This window comes from Monashia sp. HAY1-5C (assembly GCF_056755255.1).
Genome location: NZ_JBPGXG010000023.1, coordinates 1 through 12,888 on the forward strand (window position 1 = coordinate 1; position 12,888 = coordinate 12,888).

Here is a 12,888-nt window from a genome sequence, read left to right on the forward strand (position 1 = left end):
CAATACGATACCTCACTGCCGGATCGGGCTTGTAGCCGTGTGTCGGAGCCTCAGGTGCGTGCCGCACTGTCCACGACAACGTTCATGACCGCCAGCGTGGGTTCCGCCTGAAAGCGTCGGAACAACGCCGGAGCGGCAGGTTCCGTCGATGTCCTCATCGCGTCCAGCGCGGCGCGATCCCGCCACAGCGAGTGGATCGCCCAGTGCCCTGCCCCGTCTCCGAGCAGCCGGGTCTCGAGCAAGCCATCCGGGAGACCACCGGACAGCATGCTCTCGAAGTCCGCCACCAGGTCCTTGCTCCGACTGTCGTCCACGTCGGCGGACACGATCGTCAGAATGCTCATGAGGCCAAGATCCAGTGCAACGCGTGTCTTGCACAGTGATTCAGCTCAGAACGATCCCGCGTGTCTTGGCAGCTGCCCGGGCGTCGGCACGGCTCGACTCGGCCCGCGGCGGCTCACTCCAGGGCGCGGGCCAGCTCGACGAGGTCACGCGCCTCGACGTCCGGTGCCGTGAAGTAGCTCGGGTAGCGGGTCCCGTCCCGGTTGAGCCACCCGGTCCGCAGGCCCGCTCGAGCCGCACCGTCGATGTCCCAGGGATGGACCGCGACGAGCATCGCATCTGCCGCGGCCACCCCGCACGCCTCGAGGGCGTAGGCGTACGACGCGGGGTGCGGCTTCCACGCGCCGGCGTCCTCGACGCTCAGCAGTGTCTCGAACGCGTCCGTCAGGCCGGCGCGCTCGAACAAGCCCTGCGCGACACTCGTCGATCCGTTGCTGAGTGTCACCAGGCGCACGCCGAGCCCACGCAGCGCCCGGACACCGTCGCCGACGTCGGGGTGCACGCTCAACGAGCCGAACGTGCCCATCACGTCGTCCACCAATGGCTGGACGTCGGCGCCACCGCTGCTTGCGGCAGGGGCACCTGCTTCGCGCGCGGCCAGTCGAACCCTGAGCGTCTCGGAGGCGAGGTCGGCGAAGCGGGGGTTCACGCCGACCGAGGTCAGGGCGAACCCGTCACGCAGAAGCGAGGCGAACCACGGCTCGACCGCGCCCGAACCCAGCCCGACCCGGGCGAAGCTGTCCGCGAGCGGAGACATGTCGCTCAAGGTCTCGTTGACGTCGAAGATCAGGATCGACGGCGTCCGGGCCGCCGCCCCCGCGCCAGCTGTCGGTGCGGTCATGTCCAGATCCCGTCGTCGATGAGCGTGGCCGCCGTCGTGCTGTCGTCCATGAACGACCCGTACCCGTGCGCGACCTTCACCGCGCACACGCTCCTCGAGGGTTGCACCCGCCTACGCTGGGGACGTGGAGGAGCGAGACTCCGGCGTCACCCTTGCCGAGCTCCTCGCTGCGTTCTCCCTGGCCACCGATCTCGGGCTGGGCCAGCCCATGGAGCACCTCCTGCGCAGCTGGCAGATCGCGTCACGGCTCGGATGCCTCGCCGGGCTGCCGGATGACGAGCAGCCCACGCTCTTCCACGTCGCGATGCTGTCCTGGGTCGGCTGCGTGGCCGATGCCCCCGAGGTGACCGCCAACTTCGGAGACGACATCGTCTTCCGAGCCGACAGCTACCAGACCGACCTCGGCGGCCTCTCGGGAATGGCGTTCTTCATGGCTCGCGCGGGCCGTGGTCAGCGGCTGCCGCGACGCGTGCGAGCGGTCGCGACCCTGGCGGCCACGGGGGGCGCGCCGGTGCTGCGGGGCATTCAAGGCCACTGCCTCGTCACCTCGACCCTGGCCAACCAGCTCGGCCTGCCGCAGCAGACGTCGACGGCCGTGCGCCAGTTCTTCGCGCGGTGGGACGGACGCGGCGTCCCACGGGGCCTGCACGGTGAGGAGATCTCACTGGTCGTCCGTCTCTTCCACCTCGCCGACATCGTCGAGGTGCATCACCGACACGGGGGCACCCCCGCAGCGGTGCGGGTCGCGCGAAAGCGCAGCGGGCGCCAGTTCGACCCCGGACTGGTCGAGACGTTCTGCGCTCACGCGCGTGAGGTCTTGCCCGCCGACACCGACGAGCACGACGCCTACCACCTGTTCGCCCGACAGCCCGGTCTGAGGGCCCGCCTCGACCACCAGCAGCTCGATGCCGCGCTCGAGGCCCTGGCCGACTTCACCGACCTGCGTTGCCCGACCCGCGCCGGCCACTCCCGCGGCGTCGCCGTTCTCGCGGCCGCCGCGGCCCGCCTGCTTCGGCTGCCCGCCCGCGACGTCACCACGCTGTACCGCGCAGCCCTGGTCCACGACATCGGGCTGCACGGTGTTCCGGCGACGATCCTGAACAAGTCGGGCCCCCTGACCGCCCACGAGCAGGAACGCCTGCGCGCGGCCTCGTACTTCACCGAGCGCGTGCTGGCCCGGCCCGCCGCCCTGGCCCGGCTGGGGCAGATCGCCGGCATGGCTCACGAGCGGATGGACGGTAGCGGGTTCCACCGCGGCATCGGCGGCCAGGCGATCCCGCTGCCGGCGCGCATCCTCGCGGCCGCCTGTGCCCTTCACGAGCTGCTCGAACCGCGGTCCAGCCGTGCCCCCTACCCCCTCAAGGAGGCGGCGGGCATGATCCGTGCCGACATAGCGGCGGGGCGCTTCGACCAGCCGGCCGCAGATGCCGTCCTGGCGGCGGCCGGGGCCGGCACGCGGCGACGTGTGGGCGGCCCCGCCGGCCTCACGCCACGCGAGCTCGAGGTGCTCGGCCTGATCGCCCGCGGCGCCGCGACCGCCGACATCGCCGCCCAGCTTGGGATCTCACCCAAGACGGCAGGCACCCACATCGAGCGGATCTACGCCAAGTCCGGCGCATCCAACCGTTCCACCGCCACCCTCTTCGCGCTGCGCAACGGCCTGCTCGGCGCGCTCGACGACGGGCCGGGCACGCCCGTCACCTCCTGACCCACGTGCGCCCCCTAACCCGATGCGCGACCAGACCGGGAAAGCCGCGATCCGTAGGGAGTTCACCCGACGACGAACACCGGTGGCATCCCTAACGTGAGCCGTGGACGCCGTGACCGCGGCGCACGACGAACCACACGGGAGGGATGCAGCATGAGCAAGGCAGTGATCAGCCTGAGCACCGGGCTGGAGGACACCGAGAAGGTCACCGTCGCCTTCCTCGTCGCGGTCGGCGCAGCCGAGACCGGCCGCCAGACGCTGATGTTCCTCACCAAGGAAGCCGTCCGCCTGGCCGTTCCCGGCGTGGCCATCGGCACAGCGTGCGAGGGCTGCCCGCCACTGACCGACCTGATGAAGCGGTTCGAAGCAGCCGGCGGCAGCTACTACGTCTGCCCGATCTGCTTCAACGCCAAGCACCTCGAGGCCGAGGACCTCATCCCTGGAGCCCAGCTCAACGGCACCGTCCCGATGTGGAACTGGATCGGTGACGAGCCGGCCGTCACCTTCAGCTACTGACCTCGACCAGGCAGCCAACGGTGCGCAGCCCCGCCTCCCTGACCAGCGCAATCGACCCCGGGACGGGGGAGGCCCCTTGGCCCGGCCACGAGTACGTCCGTGGCTGGGGCGTACCGGACCCTGTGGCATCGCGACCCCTCGCGAGCTGGCGCTCACCTCTCCTCAACCGCGCCCGCGAGCGGTTGTCCCGAGCCCTGGGCCTGGGGCGGCTGCGGCTCTGCGGCGTGATGCCGAGCGGCCACACCGGACTGCTGATGCCGGAGCGGATGTACCTCGTCTAGAGGTCGGCAGCCGTCTCAACGGCATCGACCTCGGCACCCCGACCCGGCTGAGGCGCAACCCCGTGATCGGCGAGGTCCCGTTGCCCGCCCGCGGCGTGCTCGCCATCGGCCAGGCCATGTGGTCGGTCCGTGACGCCGACGAGTACGGCATCGCGCGACGGCGGGCACGCCAGGCCAGGCGTCACGCAGGTCTACCAGCACCTCGCCCTGACAGCCGACGCCGCCTTCCCCTGCCGAACCGGGCGGCTGCGCGCGTGCGCTCTCAGGCGTCGACCCGAGGGTCGGGCAGCACATCGCGCCACGAGTACTGCGGTGAGAAGCCGAGCAGGTCGCGGGCCTTGTCGATGGAGTAGAAGGTCTCGTTGCGCCCCATCGGCCGACGGAGCTCGACCCCGTCGTAGAAGCGCTTGCGCACCTCGTCGGTCGTCGCGGCGACGGACATGTCGGCGTTGGCGACGTTGAAGACCTCGTAGCCGAGCCCGTCGACGTCGAGGCAGCGCTGGACCATCTGGCCGAGGTCGCGCACGTCGATGTAGGCGAAGAGGTTGCGCCGTCGCAGCGCCGGATCCTCGAGGAAGGGCGGGAACATCTCGGCGTACTCGCCCGGCTCGATGACGTTGTTGATCCGCAGCCCGTACACGTCGGCGCCGGTGCGGGCCTGGAACGACCGTGCCGTCACCTCGTTCGCGACCTTCGACATCGCGTACGAGTCCTCCGGAACCGTCGGGTGCTCCTCATCGACCGGCACGTAGAGCGGCCGCCGCTCGCCCTGGGCGAAGCAGATGCCGTAGGTCGTCTCCGACGACGCGAAGACGACCTTGCGGATGCCGAGCCGGGTGGAGGCCTCGAGCACGTTGTAGGTGCTGAGCACGTTGGTCGCATACGTCCTCGCGTCCGACGTGAGCAGGATCCGTGGGATCGCGGCGAAGTGCACGACGGCGTCGTAGGCCGGCGTGGTCGCCGGCTCCAGCTCGTCGAAACGTGCCAACCCGGCGAGGGCGGAGTACGTCTCGCCGATCTCGGTGAGGTCGACCGTGAGGTCGTCGACCGCCGGGTGCCCGAGCGGGACGAGGTCGGCGTTCGTGATCTGGTGCCCCTGCTCGGCGAGGAACGGCGCGACGTGCCTGCCGGCCTTGCCGCTGCCTCCGGTGAAGAAGATGCGCATGGCTCGATCCAACCAGCCTCGCCGCCCACCAGGGGCGCGGCCGCGGCTCGGCGAGGCCGGACGACCCGACCGCCCGCTTTGACATGATGGCCGCATGGAGGGACCTGCCGCCGCGCACCAGGGCGGGCGCGCCCAGCCGTGACGCCCGCACGCGGTCATGCCGATGCCAGCGGGCCCGAGGCCGCCCAACCCGACGCCGACGGGCCCGATGCCGCCCGACCCGACGCCGACCTGCCCGAGGCCGACCGACCTGACGCCGACCGGCCCGACGCGGACCACGAGACCGAGAGCCGCGCCCTGCTCGCCGAGCTGGGCACCGCCATGATCGCGACCGGCCAGCCGGTGCAGGAGATCGAGGAGGAGCTCGCCGAGGTGAGCGCCCGGCTGGGGTACCCCGACGTGCAGTCGGCGGTCGGACCCACCGGCCTCATGGTCACGCTCACTCCGGGCGGCCCCTCCACCTACCGCTCGGCGCCCGCCGGACTGCGGCTGCACCAGTCGGCGAGCGTGCGCCTCGTCCGCCACCAGCTCCTCCACGACGGCCTGACCATCGCCGGGGCTCGCGAGGAGCTGGCAGCGACGACGAAGCGTCCGGTCCAGCAACCGGCATGGCTCGTCGCGCTCGCGTGGCCCGTGCTCGCCGTCGGCATCGCGCTCATCCTCCAGCCCGGGTGGGCCAACGTGGCCGCCGCGGCGGTCGGCGCCCTCATCGTGCTGGCGCTGGTCCAGCTCGCCGCGCGCTACGAGGTGGTCCAGGCGCTGCTGCCGACCCTCGCCGCGTTCGCCGTGTCGCTCGCCGTCTTCGGTGCCGCCGACGCCGGCCTGCTCGAGGGCCCGCTGCGCACCGTCCTGCCGCCGCTGGCCGTCCTGCTCCCCGGCGCCCTCGTCGTCAACGGCATGTCGGAGCTGGCCGCCGGGCACATGCAGGCCGGCTCCGCCCGGCTCACCTACGGCCTGGCCCAGCTCGGCCTCTTCGCCCTCGGACTCCTCATGGCCACAACCCTGCTCCGCGTGCCCACCTCGACCCTCGTCAACCTCCGCGTCGACGACATCGGGTGGGTCGGCGCCCCCGTCGGGCTGCTGCTCATCGGCGCGAGCATCTGCCTCATGGAGGGCGTGCCGCTGCGGCTGCAGGGCTGGGTGCTGCTCGTCCTGGGCCTCGCCTTCAGTGCGCAGGTCGCCGGGCAGGAGCTCGGTTCCGTCGCCCTCGGCGGCTTCTGCGGAGCCATCGCCGCGAGCCTCGGAGCGAGCGTCGTCGAGCTGCGTCGTCCCCTGCTGCCCCGCCTCGTGCTCTTCCTCCCCGCCTTCTGGCTGCTCGTGCCGGGCAGCCTCGGCCTCGTCGGCGTCACCGAGCTGGCAGCCGGCCGTGCGTCCGCCACCGACGTCGCCCTCGGCCTGCTCGGTGTGGCCATCGCGATCTCGCTGGGCCTGCTCGTCGGGTCCTCCGTCGGCCGCGCCCTGCGTGGACGCTTCGCCGCCCCGGTCGACCCTGTCGCCAGCCGAGACACGTCGGACACCCGAGGCTGACCGGTCTCGACCGGACCGCAGGGCGCTCGAGGCCCCGCGGACCGTAGGCTCGTGGGGCCAACTGGCACCTGAACCAGCATGCCGAGGAGGCACCGTGTCTCAGACCTCATCGCGGATCCGGACGATCCTGCCGCCGTCGAGCCGCACCGCTCTGGGGGCGACCGTCGCCGGCGGTCTGCTGACCGCCCTGGCGTCGGCCCCCGAGCGGCTCGGCCGGCTCCTGCGCGACCGCTACCCGATGGTGGCCGTCACGGGCATGACGGGCGTCGGCAAGAGCCAGCTCGTCGACCGGCTGACGCGCCGCGCCCCCGACGAGGCCTCGGCCGAGGTGGGTTCGGCGGTGATGGAGCGCCGCACCCGCAAGGGCGCCCGGCTGCACGGCTTCCGCTTCCTCGTCGTGCCGGGCGACAACGCGGCCACGCGCCTCGGTGCGCTCGACGAGGTCTTCCACGACGAGCCGGTCGACGGGGTCATTCACGTCGTCGCCAACGGCTACGCCACGCCCCGGCGCGCCGGGGGCACGACGGGCGCGGCCACCGCGACGCGTGAGGAGCAGCTCGCCGCCGAGCTCGAGGACTGGACGATCACCTCGCACCGGATCGCCTCGATGGCCGTCCGCCGCAACAAGCCGATCTGGCTCGTCATCGCCGTGACGAAGACCGACCTCTATCCCGACGACGTCGAGGAGGTCGTGCGGTACTACTCGCCCGGCAGCGGCTCGCCCTTCGCCGACAAGATCGACGCCCTGCGCGCGCTCGCGGGCGGCGCAAAGCTGTCCATCGACGTGCTCGCCGTCTCCAGCCAGGGCGGCGACCGCAAGGCGCCGATCTCCGAGAAGCGCGCCGCGACCATGGTCGACGCCCTCGCCGACCGGTTGGGTCGGCTCAGCGGCCACGCCTGAGTACCCTTCCGGGCCCCAGGACCTGCTGTCGCCGTCGCACAGCGAGCGTGAGCCGCACGTCCCGATCGGGCAGTCTGCCGGTGCGTGCGACTGCTTGATACGGAGCAGCATGGCGCTCCTCGGTCATCACGCGTCCAGGCCGACGCTCGGCGTCACCTCGTCCACGAGCGACTGCCCCGCGAGGCACCCCGATCAGTTGACCGCCCCACCCGGCGTGGGAATGAGGCAAGCGGCCGTGTTCGCCGCCGGTCGAGACGACCGGACGCGCCTGAGGTCAGCCGGCGGGACCAGACCTCGTGTCGGTCCCACCGGCACTCCGGACCGCGGCGAAGATCCGCTCCGGCGTGAACGGCAGGTCGGTGAGCTCGGCACCGAACCCGGCCACGGCGTCGGAGACGGCGTTGACGACCGCTCCGAAGGCGCCGATGGTTCCGGCTTCGCCGACGCCTTTCGTGCCGAGCGGAGTGGCCGGCGTCGGCGACTCGACGTGCTGCACGTCGATGGGTGGAACCGTGGTCGCGAGGGGCAGCAGGTAGTCGCTCAAGGTGGTCGTCAGGAGCTGTCCTTCGGCCGAGTAGGCGTGCGACTCGTACAGGACCTCGCCGATACCCATGGCGATGCCCCCGCGGATCTGCCCGTCCACCACGGCACGGTGGACGATGCGGCCGCAGTCCTCGACCGCAAGGTACTCGACCACCTTCGGGACCAGAGTGGTCGGGTCGATCTCCACGGCGGCCAGGTGTGCGCCGATCGGGTACACCTGCTGCGGGTCGTGGACATGACTGGCCACGGTGCCCGGTTGGCAGTCCTTCTTCGCGACGTCGCGCAAGGCGTCGACGACGCACGCCGCGACGCCGACCGCGCCACGCGAGATGAAGGTTCCACTGCCGTCGGGGCAGACCGAGGTGTCGCCCTCGATGACATCGACGATGTCCGGGTCGAGGCCGAGCTCGGCTGCGGCCAACGCTCGGTACGTCTCGGCGTGACCCTGGCCGGCGTCGGCAGCGCTCGTGTAGATCTCGATTCGCCCGTCTTCGGCAACCACGACGCGGGCCGCGTCCGTACCGGGCAGCGAGGTGACGCCGCGCCGCTGGTAGTCCGCTGACCCGCTCGCGCTCATCTCGTTGAACACGCCCAACCCCACTCCGACCAGGCGGCCCGCCCTGACGCCCTCGGCCCGCCATCGGCGTAGCCGCTCGTAGTGCGGCTCGAGCAGTGCGAAGAGCTCTTCGTAGTCACCGGAGTCGAGTCTGCGGCCGGTCGGGCTCGTCCAGGACAGGTCGCGCACGACGTTGCGCCGCCGGATCTCGAGTGGGTCGACACCCAGCCCGGCGGCGAGGAGGTCCATCATCCGCTCGGTGGCGAACACCGCCGCGTTCTGGCCTATCCCGCGGCACGGCCCGACCGGGGACTTGTTGCTCGCGATGGCCTGGATCTCGACACGCAGGGCGGGGAAGACGTACGGGGCGAACAGGCTCATCGCCGCCACCCCGGCCTCGGGCATCGCCGTCGCCGGCCAGATCGAGTACGCGCCGACGTCGGCGTGGACTCTGGCGTCGATGCCGGTCAGCCGCCCGGAGCGGTCTGCGCCGGCACGGACCGTGACCACGGTGTCGTGCGCGTGGGTGCCGGCCAGCAGGTTCTCGGCGCGGTCCTCGATCCACCTGACCCGCACGCCCAGCCGCCGGGCGAGGGCGGTCACGGCGATCTCTTCGGCGTAGAGGTTCGCCTTCATGCCGAACCCGCCGCCGACGTGCGGTACGACAACCCGGATCGACGTCTCGTCCACCCCGAGAGAGCGGGCGATGCCGCCGCGAACCAGATGCGGCAGCTGGGTCGAGGTCCACACCGTCGTCACGCCGGTCGCCGCGTCGTGCTCGGCCACGACCCCGCGCGCCTCGAGCGGCACGGCCGACTGCCGCGCCGGCCGAAACGTCCGCTCGATCACGAGGTCGGACCGCGCGAGCGCCTCGTCGACGCCGCCCGAGTCCACGGTTCGCGACAGCAGCACATCGTCGCGCGCCGCCTCGTGGACCGGGGTGTCGACCAGAAGGGGCGAGTAGTCGATGGTGACGGCCTCGGCGAGGTCCTCTGCCTGGTAGCGGTCCCCGGCCCACACCATCGCGACGGGCTCGCCCACGTAACGGACCCGCTCCACGGCCATGGGGTGCCAGGCCACCGGAACCATCCCGCCCGCTTCCAGCATGATGGCGCGAAGCCCCAGCTCGGCGCCGCTCACGCCGTCGTGCGTACGCAGATCGACCGAGTGGATCCTGGCGTGCGCGACGCGGGACCGGACGAAGCAGACCTCGACGCCGCCGCGTGGCAGGTCGGCGACGAACTCCCCGCCGCCGGTGACCAACCGCACGCTCGTGTCCGTACTCAGTCGAGACACTCGTACACCGCCTCGACGATCGGCTCGTACCCCGTGCACCGACAGACGTGCCCGATCAGCAGCTCCCGCAGCTCGGTGCGCGTGTACCGGTCCCCCGAGCGGACGAGCTCCTCGGCTGCAAGGAGGACACCCGGCGTGCAGAATCCGCATTGGAAGGCGCCGTGCCGTAGGAACGCCTCCTGCAGCCGCGACAGTCGCCCGGACGCGCTCAGTCCCTCGATCGTCGTGACCTCCGCGCGGTCGGCCTGGACGGCGAGCATCAGGCACGAGCGCACCGCGGCGCCGTCCACCAGCACGACGCACGCCCCGCACACCCCTTGCTCGCACCCGACGTGCGTGCCGGTCAGCCGGAGCTCATCGCGGAGGAAGTCCGCGAGGCTCGACCGCGCCGCGACGGCACCGGCCCACCTACGCCCATTCACCGTCACCGCGACCTTCGGCTGATCGCTCATGACTGTGCCCGCGCCTGCGTGACGACGCGGCCGACCAAGGACGCCGCGACGTGTCGCCGGTACTCCGAGGCGGTGTCGATCTCCGACCTGGCGATCTCGACGACGGCCTCACCCGACCGGCCCTCTTCCGCGGCTCGCCCGGTGGCGGCCAGCAGCTGCGGCCGGTCTGCGGTGCCGAACACCGTCACCGTCGCGTCGTGGCACACGGCGCCGGCCAACGCATAGTCCCCCGGTCCGCGCCGCGTCGCTTCGGCGAAGCCGAACCTCGCGTCACGGGTCGGCAGCAACACCTCGACGAGCAGCTCGTCAGCCGCCAGCGACGTCGCGTGCGCGCCGACGAACAGGTCTGCGGCGTTGATCTCGCGCCGGCCACGCACCGAGGCCGCCACGATGACAGCACCCATCGCCAGGGCCAGTGCCGGCCACTCGGCCGCCGGGTCGGCGAACGCCAGTGACCCGCCCACCGTGCCACGGTTGCGCACCTCGAAATTGCCGATCTGCCGTACGCCGAGCCGCAACAGCGATGGCAGCGAACGGTCCCGCTCGATGTCACGGTGCCGGGTCGCCGCACCGATCCGCAGGACCCCGTCGGCACGCGAGATCCCCGTCAGCTCCTGGACCCACTGCACATCGACGAGGTGCCCGGGCCGGGCCCGCCGCAGCGCCATGAGAGGGAGCAGACTCTGGCCCCCGGCAAGCACCCTCGCATCCGACCCGTGGCGCGCCAACAACTGCACCGCGTCATGCACAGAGGCGGCCCGGTGGTACTCGAACGGTGGCGGTTTCACACATCCTCCAGCGAGGGCATGCGGCGTGGGTCCACGCTACGCGGTCCGCCATCCGCGGGTCACCCGAACGCGTCGATGACGACGCTGCTGCTCACGGCACGAGCCTCGGCCCGCTCAGCGCAGCCTTCGGAGCACAGACGCCAACACGGCTGCCAGGGCGAAGGTCCGAGCCAGTCGCGCGGGACTGAAAGGAGACAGACCCACGAACGCGGCCACCGACGTCCCGACGCCCTCGATCGGCTTGTTGGCCGCGGGCACCTCCTCGACGTACACGCCCGGCGCCAGGTACTCCCGCTGCTTGCTGCCCGTGTTCGCGTCCTGCATGTCCATGCCGACCTCCTCACCCCAAGGGTGCATCAGTGAGCGCGGCGACGCAGCCGATCGCGCGGCCGGACGTGGCCTCGCGGGCCCGTTCGACACCTCGCCGTCAGGCCGCATCCTCCTCGAGGACGCTGGCGTAACGGGCGAGGTACAGCGGCCAGCCCTGATCGTCGTCGACGCCCGCGCGCAGCTGCGGCCAGCCGGGACCGTGACGGTCGAGGTACCGGTGCTCCAGCTCGACACGGGTCCGGTCCGGACCGTCGGCGACGAACCGCACCTCCACCTCGCTCGCGTTGTCCGGGTCGGTCTCCAGCTGCCACGTCGGGCCGATGTCCCAGCTGAACACCACCCGGTCCGGCGGGTCGTAGGCCAGAACCCGCGCCCACCGGCACTCGCTGCCATCCTCGCCGTGGTCGACGATGTGCCCACCCACGCGGGGCTCGAAGGTCGTCGACACGATCGGCGACGCGAGCAGGTTGTGCTCGCGGGGCTTGATGGCATCGAACCGGCCCGTGAACGCCGCGAACGCACGCTCCGGCGTACCCGGAACCACGACGTGGTGCCGTACCACGGGGGTATCAGTGGTCTCCGTCATTCCTCCTCCTTCATCAGGTCCTCGAAGCCGGACATGGTCCGCCTCCAGAACGCGTCGAGCTGGTCGCGCAGGGCGGCCACCCCGGCCTCGTTGAGCCGGTAGATCCGCTTGGTTCCCTCGGCGCGGTCGTTGACCAGGCCGACCTGCTTGAGCACCTTGAGGTGCTGGGAGACCGCCGGCTGGGTGATGGGCAGTGCCTGGGTCAGCTCGCCCACGGTCCGTTCGCCGTCTGCCAGCTCGGTCAGGATCGAGCGTCGGTTGCGGTCAGCCAGCGTGGTCCACGCCGCGTCATCTCCATAAGTCATAACGAATGTAAGTTACGACCGATGAATGCTCCGGTCAAGCGGGCGCGTCACCGCTCCTGCCGGAGGTGCTGCACGACGACGTGCCAGGCGTGGTCCCGTTCGTCAGGAGTCCACCGACTCCCGTACAGCGTCACCTGTGCCAGCCGGTCGCCCCTGACGAGGAACGCGACGTCGACGAGGCCGGTCTCCGTACCCACGCTGGCGGTGCCCAGCCCCACCCCGTCGACCGTCCTCACGGACGCCAGAGCACACGTTGCGAAGGCGTGCCGCTCGAAGGCGACCGCGCCCCGCGGATCACCGGACGCCAGGGTGTACTCGGCGTAGGTGAACGAGCGTTTCGATGGCCCGGGGCTGCGCCCGTCCTCCGTCGACTGCGTCCGAGCCGCGGACGCGCCCTCGACGACCCTGACCCGGGCCGCGCCGAACGTCACGAGGAACTCTGCCGGGTCGGGCATGGCCCACGTCGTCGGGTCCCGGCAGCTGAACCGCTTCACGAGCGTGCCGTGGCAGTGGATGACGTCCGACCCGTCACGCCCCGGCAGGACGAGCCGCACGCTGACCTCGCCCGGGAACGCCTCAGGGAACAGCTGCGGTCCGGGCAAGGTGCTGCGGTGGCCGTCGAGGTCCTCGTTCGCGCACTCGGCCGCCTCCGGCAGGGGCGCCACCCGGTCGATCGTGGTCATGACGGGCGCGGGGCTGGCGGGCAGACGAGTGCCGATGCTTCCCGGAGGCATCGCCGTGGTGCAGGCCG

15 protein-coding genes are annotated in these 12,888 nt (G+C 71.7%); 5 read left to right on the forward strand and 10 right to left on the reverse strand.

Annotation, left to right across the window (positions count from 1 at the left end):
- Positions 1-50: 50 nt before the first annotated feature.
- Positions 51-344: a hypothetical protein gene (locus ACR9ZK_RS05580; RefSeq protein WP_481340894.1), complete on the reverse strand. Its 294-nt coding sequence runs from the start codon at positions 342-344 to the stop codon at positions 51-53.
- Between the two features lie 113 nt (positions 345-457).
- Positions 458-1,183, reverse strand: coding sequence for a haloacid dehalogenase type II (locus tag ACR9ZK_RS05585; RefSeq protein ID WP_481340895.1), 726 nt, complete (start codon positions 1,181-1,183; stop codon positions 458-460).
- Positions 1,184-1,307: 124 nt separating this feature from the next.
- Here ACR9ZK_RS05585 and ACR9ZK_RS05590 point away from each other — a divergent pair, with 124 nt between their 5' ends.
- The 3 genes from ACR9ZK_RS05590 to ACR9ZK_RS05600 all read left to right on the forward strand — a co-directional run bounded on the left by ACR9ZK_RS05590 (position 1,308) and on the right by ACR9ZK_RS05600 (position 3,688).
- Positions 1,308-2,891, forward strand: coding sequence for an HD domain-containing phosphohydrolase (locus ACR9ZK_RS05590; RefSeq protein WP_481340896.1), 1,584 nt, complete (start codon positions 1,308-1,310; stop codon positions 2,889-2,891).
- A 153-nt stretch (positions 2,892-3,044) separates the two neighbouring features.
- A complete protein-coding gene (locus ACR9ZK_RS05595) occupies positions 3,045-3,407 on the forward strand; it encodes a DsrE family protein (RefSeq protein WP_481340897.1) in 363 nt (120 codons plus the stop codon).
- Between the two features lie 122 nt (positions 3,408-3,529).
- Entirely contained in the window at positions 3,530-3,688 is a 159-nt protein-coding gene (locus ACR9ZK_RS05600; protein WP_481340898.1) for a hypothetical protein, read from the forward strand.
- Between the two features lie 262 nt (positions 3,689-3,950).
- On the opposite strand, the gene ACR9ZK_RS05605 is transcribed toward ACR9ZK_RS05600, so the two are convergent.
- Positions 3,951-4,853, reverse strand: a complete 903-nt coding sequence (locus ACR9ZK_RS05605; RefSeq protein WP_481340899.1) for an NAD-dependent epimerase/dehydratase family protein — start codon at positions 4,851-4,853, stop codon at positions 3,951-3,953.
- Between the two features lie 138 nt (positions 4,854-4,991).
- On the opposite strand from ACR9ZK_RS05605, the gene ACR9ZK_RS05610 reads away from it, so the two are divergent.
- The gene (locus tag ACR9ZK_RS05610) at positions 4,992-6,380 is read left to right on the forward strand and encodes a threonine/serine exporter family protein (protein ID WP_481340900.1); all 1,389 of its coding nucleotides are present in this window, start codon (positions 4,992-4,994) and stop codon (positions 6,378-6,380) included.
- A gap of 94 nt (positions 6,381-6,474) precedes the next feature.
- On the forward strand, positions 6,475-7,281 hold the full coding sequence (locus ACR9ZK_RS05615; RefSeq protein ID WP_481340901.1) for a P-loop NTPase family protein: 807 nt from the start codon (positions 6,475-6,477) through the stop codon (positions 7,279-7,281).
- A gap of 274 nt (positions 7,282-7,555) precedes the next feature.
- Here ACR9ZK_RS05615 and ACR9ZK_RS05620 read toward each other — a convergent pair whose 3' ends face one another.
- The 7 genes from ACR9ZK_RS05620 to ACR9ZK_RS05650 all read right to left on the reverse strand — a co-directional run bounded on the left by ACR9ZK_RS05620 (position 7,556) and on the right by ACR9ZK_RS05650 (position 12,820).
- Positions 7,556-9,649 (reverse strand): xanthine dehydrogenase family protein molybdopterin-binding subunit, encoded by a 2,094-nt coding sequence (locus ACR9ZK_RS05620; protein WP_481340902.1) that lies wholly within the window; start codon positions 9,647-9,649, stop codon positions 7,556-7,558.
- A gap of 14 nt (positions 9,650-9,663) precedes the next feature.
- Positions 9,664-10,128: a (2Fe-2S)-binding protein gene (locus tag ACR9ZK_RS05625; RefSeq protein ID WP_481340903.1), complete on the reverse strand. Its 465-nt coding sequence runs from the start codon at positions 10,126-10,128 to the stop codon at positions 9,664-9,666.
- Positions 10,125-10,916 carry an FAD binding domain-containing protein gene (locus ACR9ZK_RS05630; protein ID WP_481340904.1) on the reverse strand — a complete coding sequence of 264 codons (792 nt, stop codon included), beginning with the start codon at positions 10,914-10,916 and terminating at the stop codon, positions 10,125-10,127. Before ACR9ZK_RS05630 ends, ACR9ZK_RS05625 begins: the two co-directional genes overlap by 4 nt.
- 114 nt (positions 10,917-11,030) lie before the next feature.
- Complete coding sequence (locus ACR9ZK_RS05635; RefSeq protein ID WP_481340905.1) at positions 11,031-11,246, reverse strand: hypothetical protein; 216 nt, start codon at positions 11,244-11,246, stop codon at positions 11,031-11,033.
- 97 nt (positions 11,247-11,343) lie between these two features.
- The gene (locus ACR9ZK_RS05640) at positions 11,344-11,832 is read right to left on the reverse strand and encodes an SRPBCC family protein (protein WP_481340906.1); all 489 of its coding nucleotides are present in this window, start codon (positions 11,830-11,832) and stop codon (positions 11,344-11,346) included.
- Complete coding sequence (locus tag ACR9ZK_RS05645) at positions 11,829-12,137, reverse strand: ArsR/SmtB family transcription factor (protein ID WP_481340907.1); 309 nt, start codon at positions 12,135-12,137, stop codon at positions 11,829-11,831. Before ACR9ZK_RS05645 ends, ACR9ZK_RS05640 begins: the two co-directional genes overlap by 4 nt.
- Positions 12,138-12,184: 47 nt before the next feature.
- Entirely contained in the window at positions 12,185-12,820 is a 636-nt protein-coding gene (locus tag ACR9ZK_RS05650) for a hypothetical protein (RefSeq protein WP_481340908.1), read from the reverse strand.
- Positions 12,821-12,888: the final 68 nt, after the last annotated feature.

Excerpts from the sequence above, each read along its gene's own strand:
- ACR9ZK_RS05595 (WP_481340897.1), top strand. The coding sequence starts at position 3,045 with ATGAGCAAGGCAGTGATCAGCCTGAGCACCGGGCTGGAGGACACCGAG.
- ACR9ZK_RS05640 (WP_481340906.1), bottom strand. The coding sequence starts at position 11,832 with ATGACGGAGACCACTGATACCCCCGTGGTACGGCACCACGTCGTGGTT.
- ACR9ZK_RS05625 (WP_481340903.1), bottom strand. The coding sequence starts at position 10,128 with ATGAGCGATCAGCCGAAGGTCGCGGTGACGGTGAATGGGCGTAGGTGG.
- ACR9ZK_RS05580 (WP_481340894.1), bottom strand. The coding sequence starts at position 344 with ATGAGCATTCTGACGATCGTGTCCGCCGACGTGGACGACAGTCGGAGC.
- ACR9ZK_RS05585 (WP_481340895.1), bottom strand. The coding sequence starts at position 1,183 with ATGACCGCACCGACAGCTGGCGCGGGGGCGGCGGCCCGGACGCCGTCG.
- ACR9ZK_RS05645 (WP_481340907.1), bottom strand. The coding sequence starts at position 12,137 with ATGACTTATGGAGATGACGCGGCGTGGACCACGCTGGCTGACCGCAAC.
- ACR9ZK_RS05635 (WP_481340905.1), bottom strand. The coding sequence starts at position 11,246 with ATGGACATGCAGGACGCGAACACGGGCAGCAAGCAGCGGGAGTACCTG.
- ACR9ZK_RS05650 (WP_481340908.1), bottom strand. The coding sequence starts at position 12,820 with ATGACCACGATCGACCGGGTGGCGCCCCTGCCGGAGGCGGCCGAGTGC.
- ACR9ZK_RS05605 (WP_481340899.1), bottom strand. The coding sequence starts at position 4,853 with ATGCGCATCTTCTTCACCGGAGGCAGCGGCAAGGCCGGCAGGCACGTC.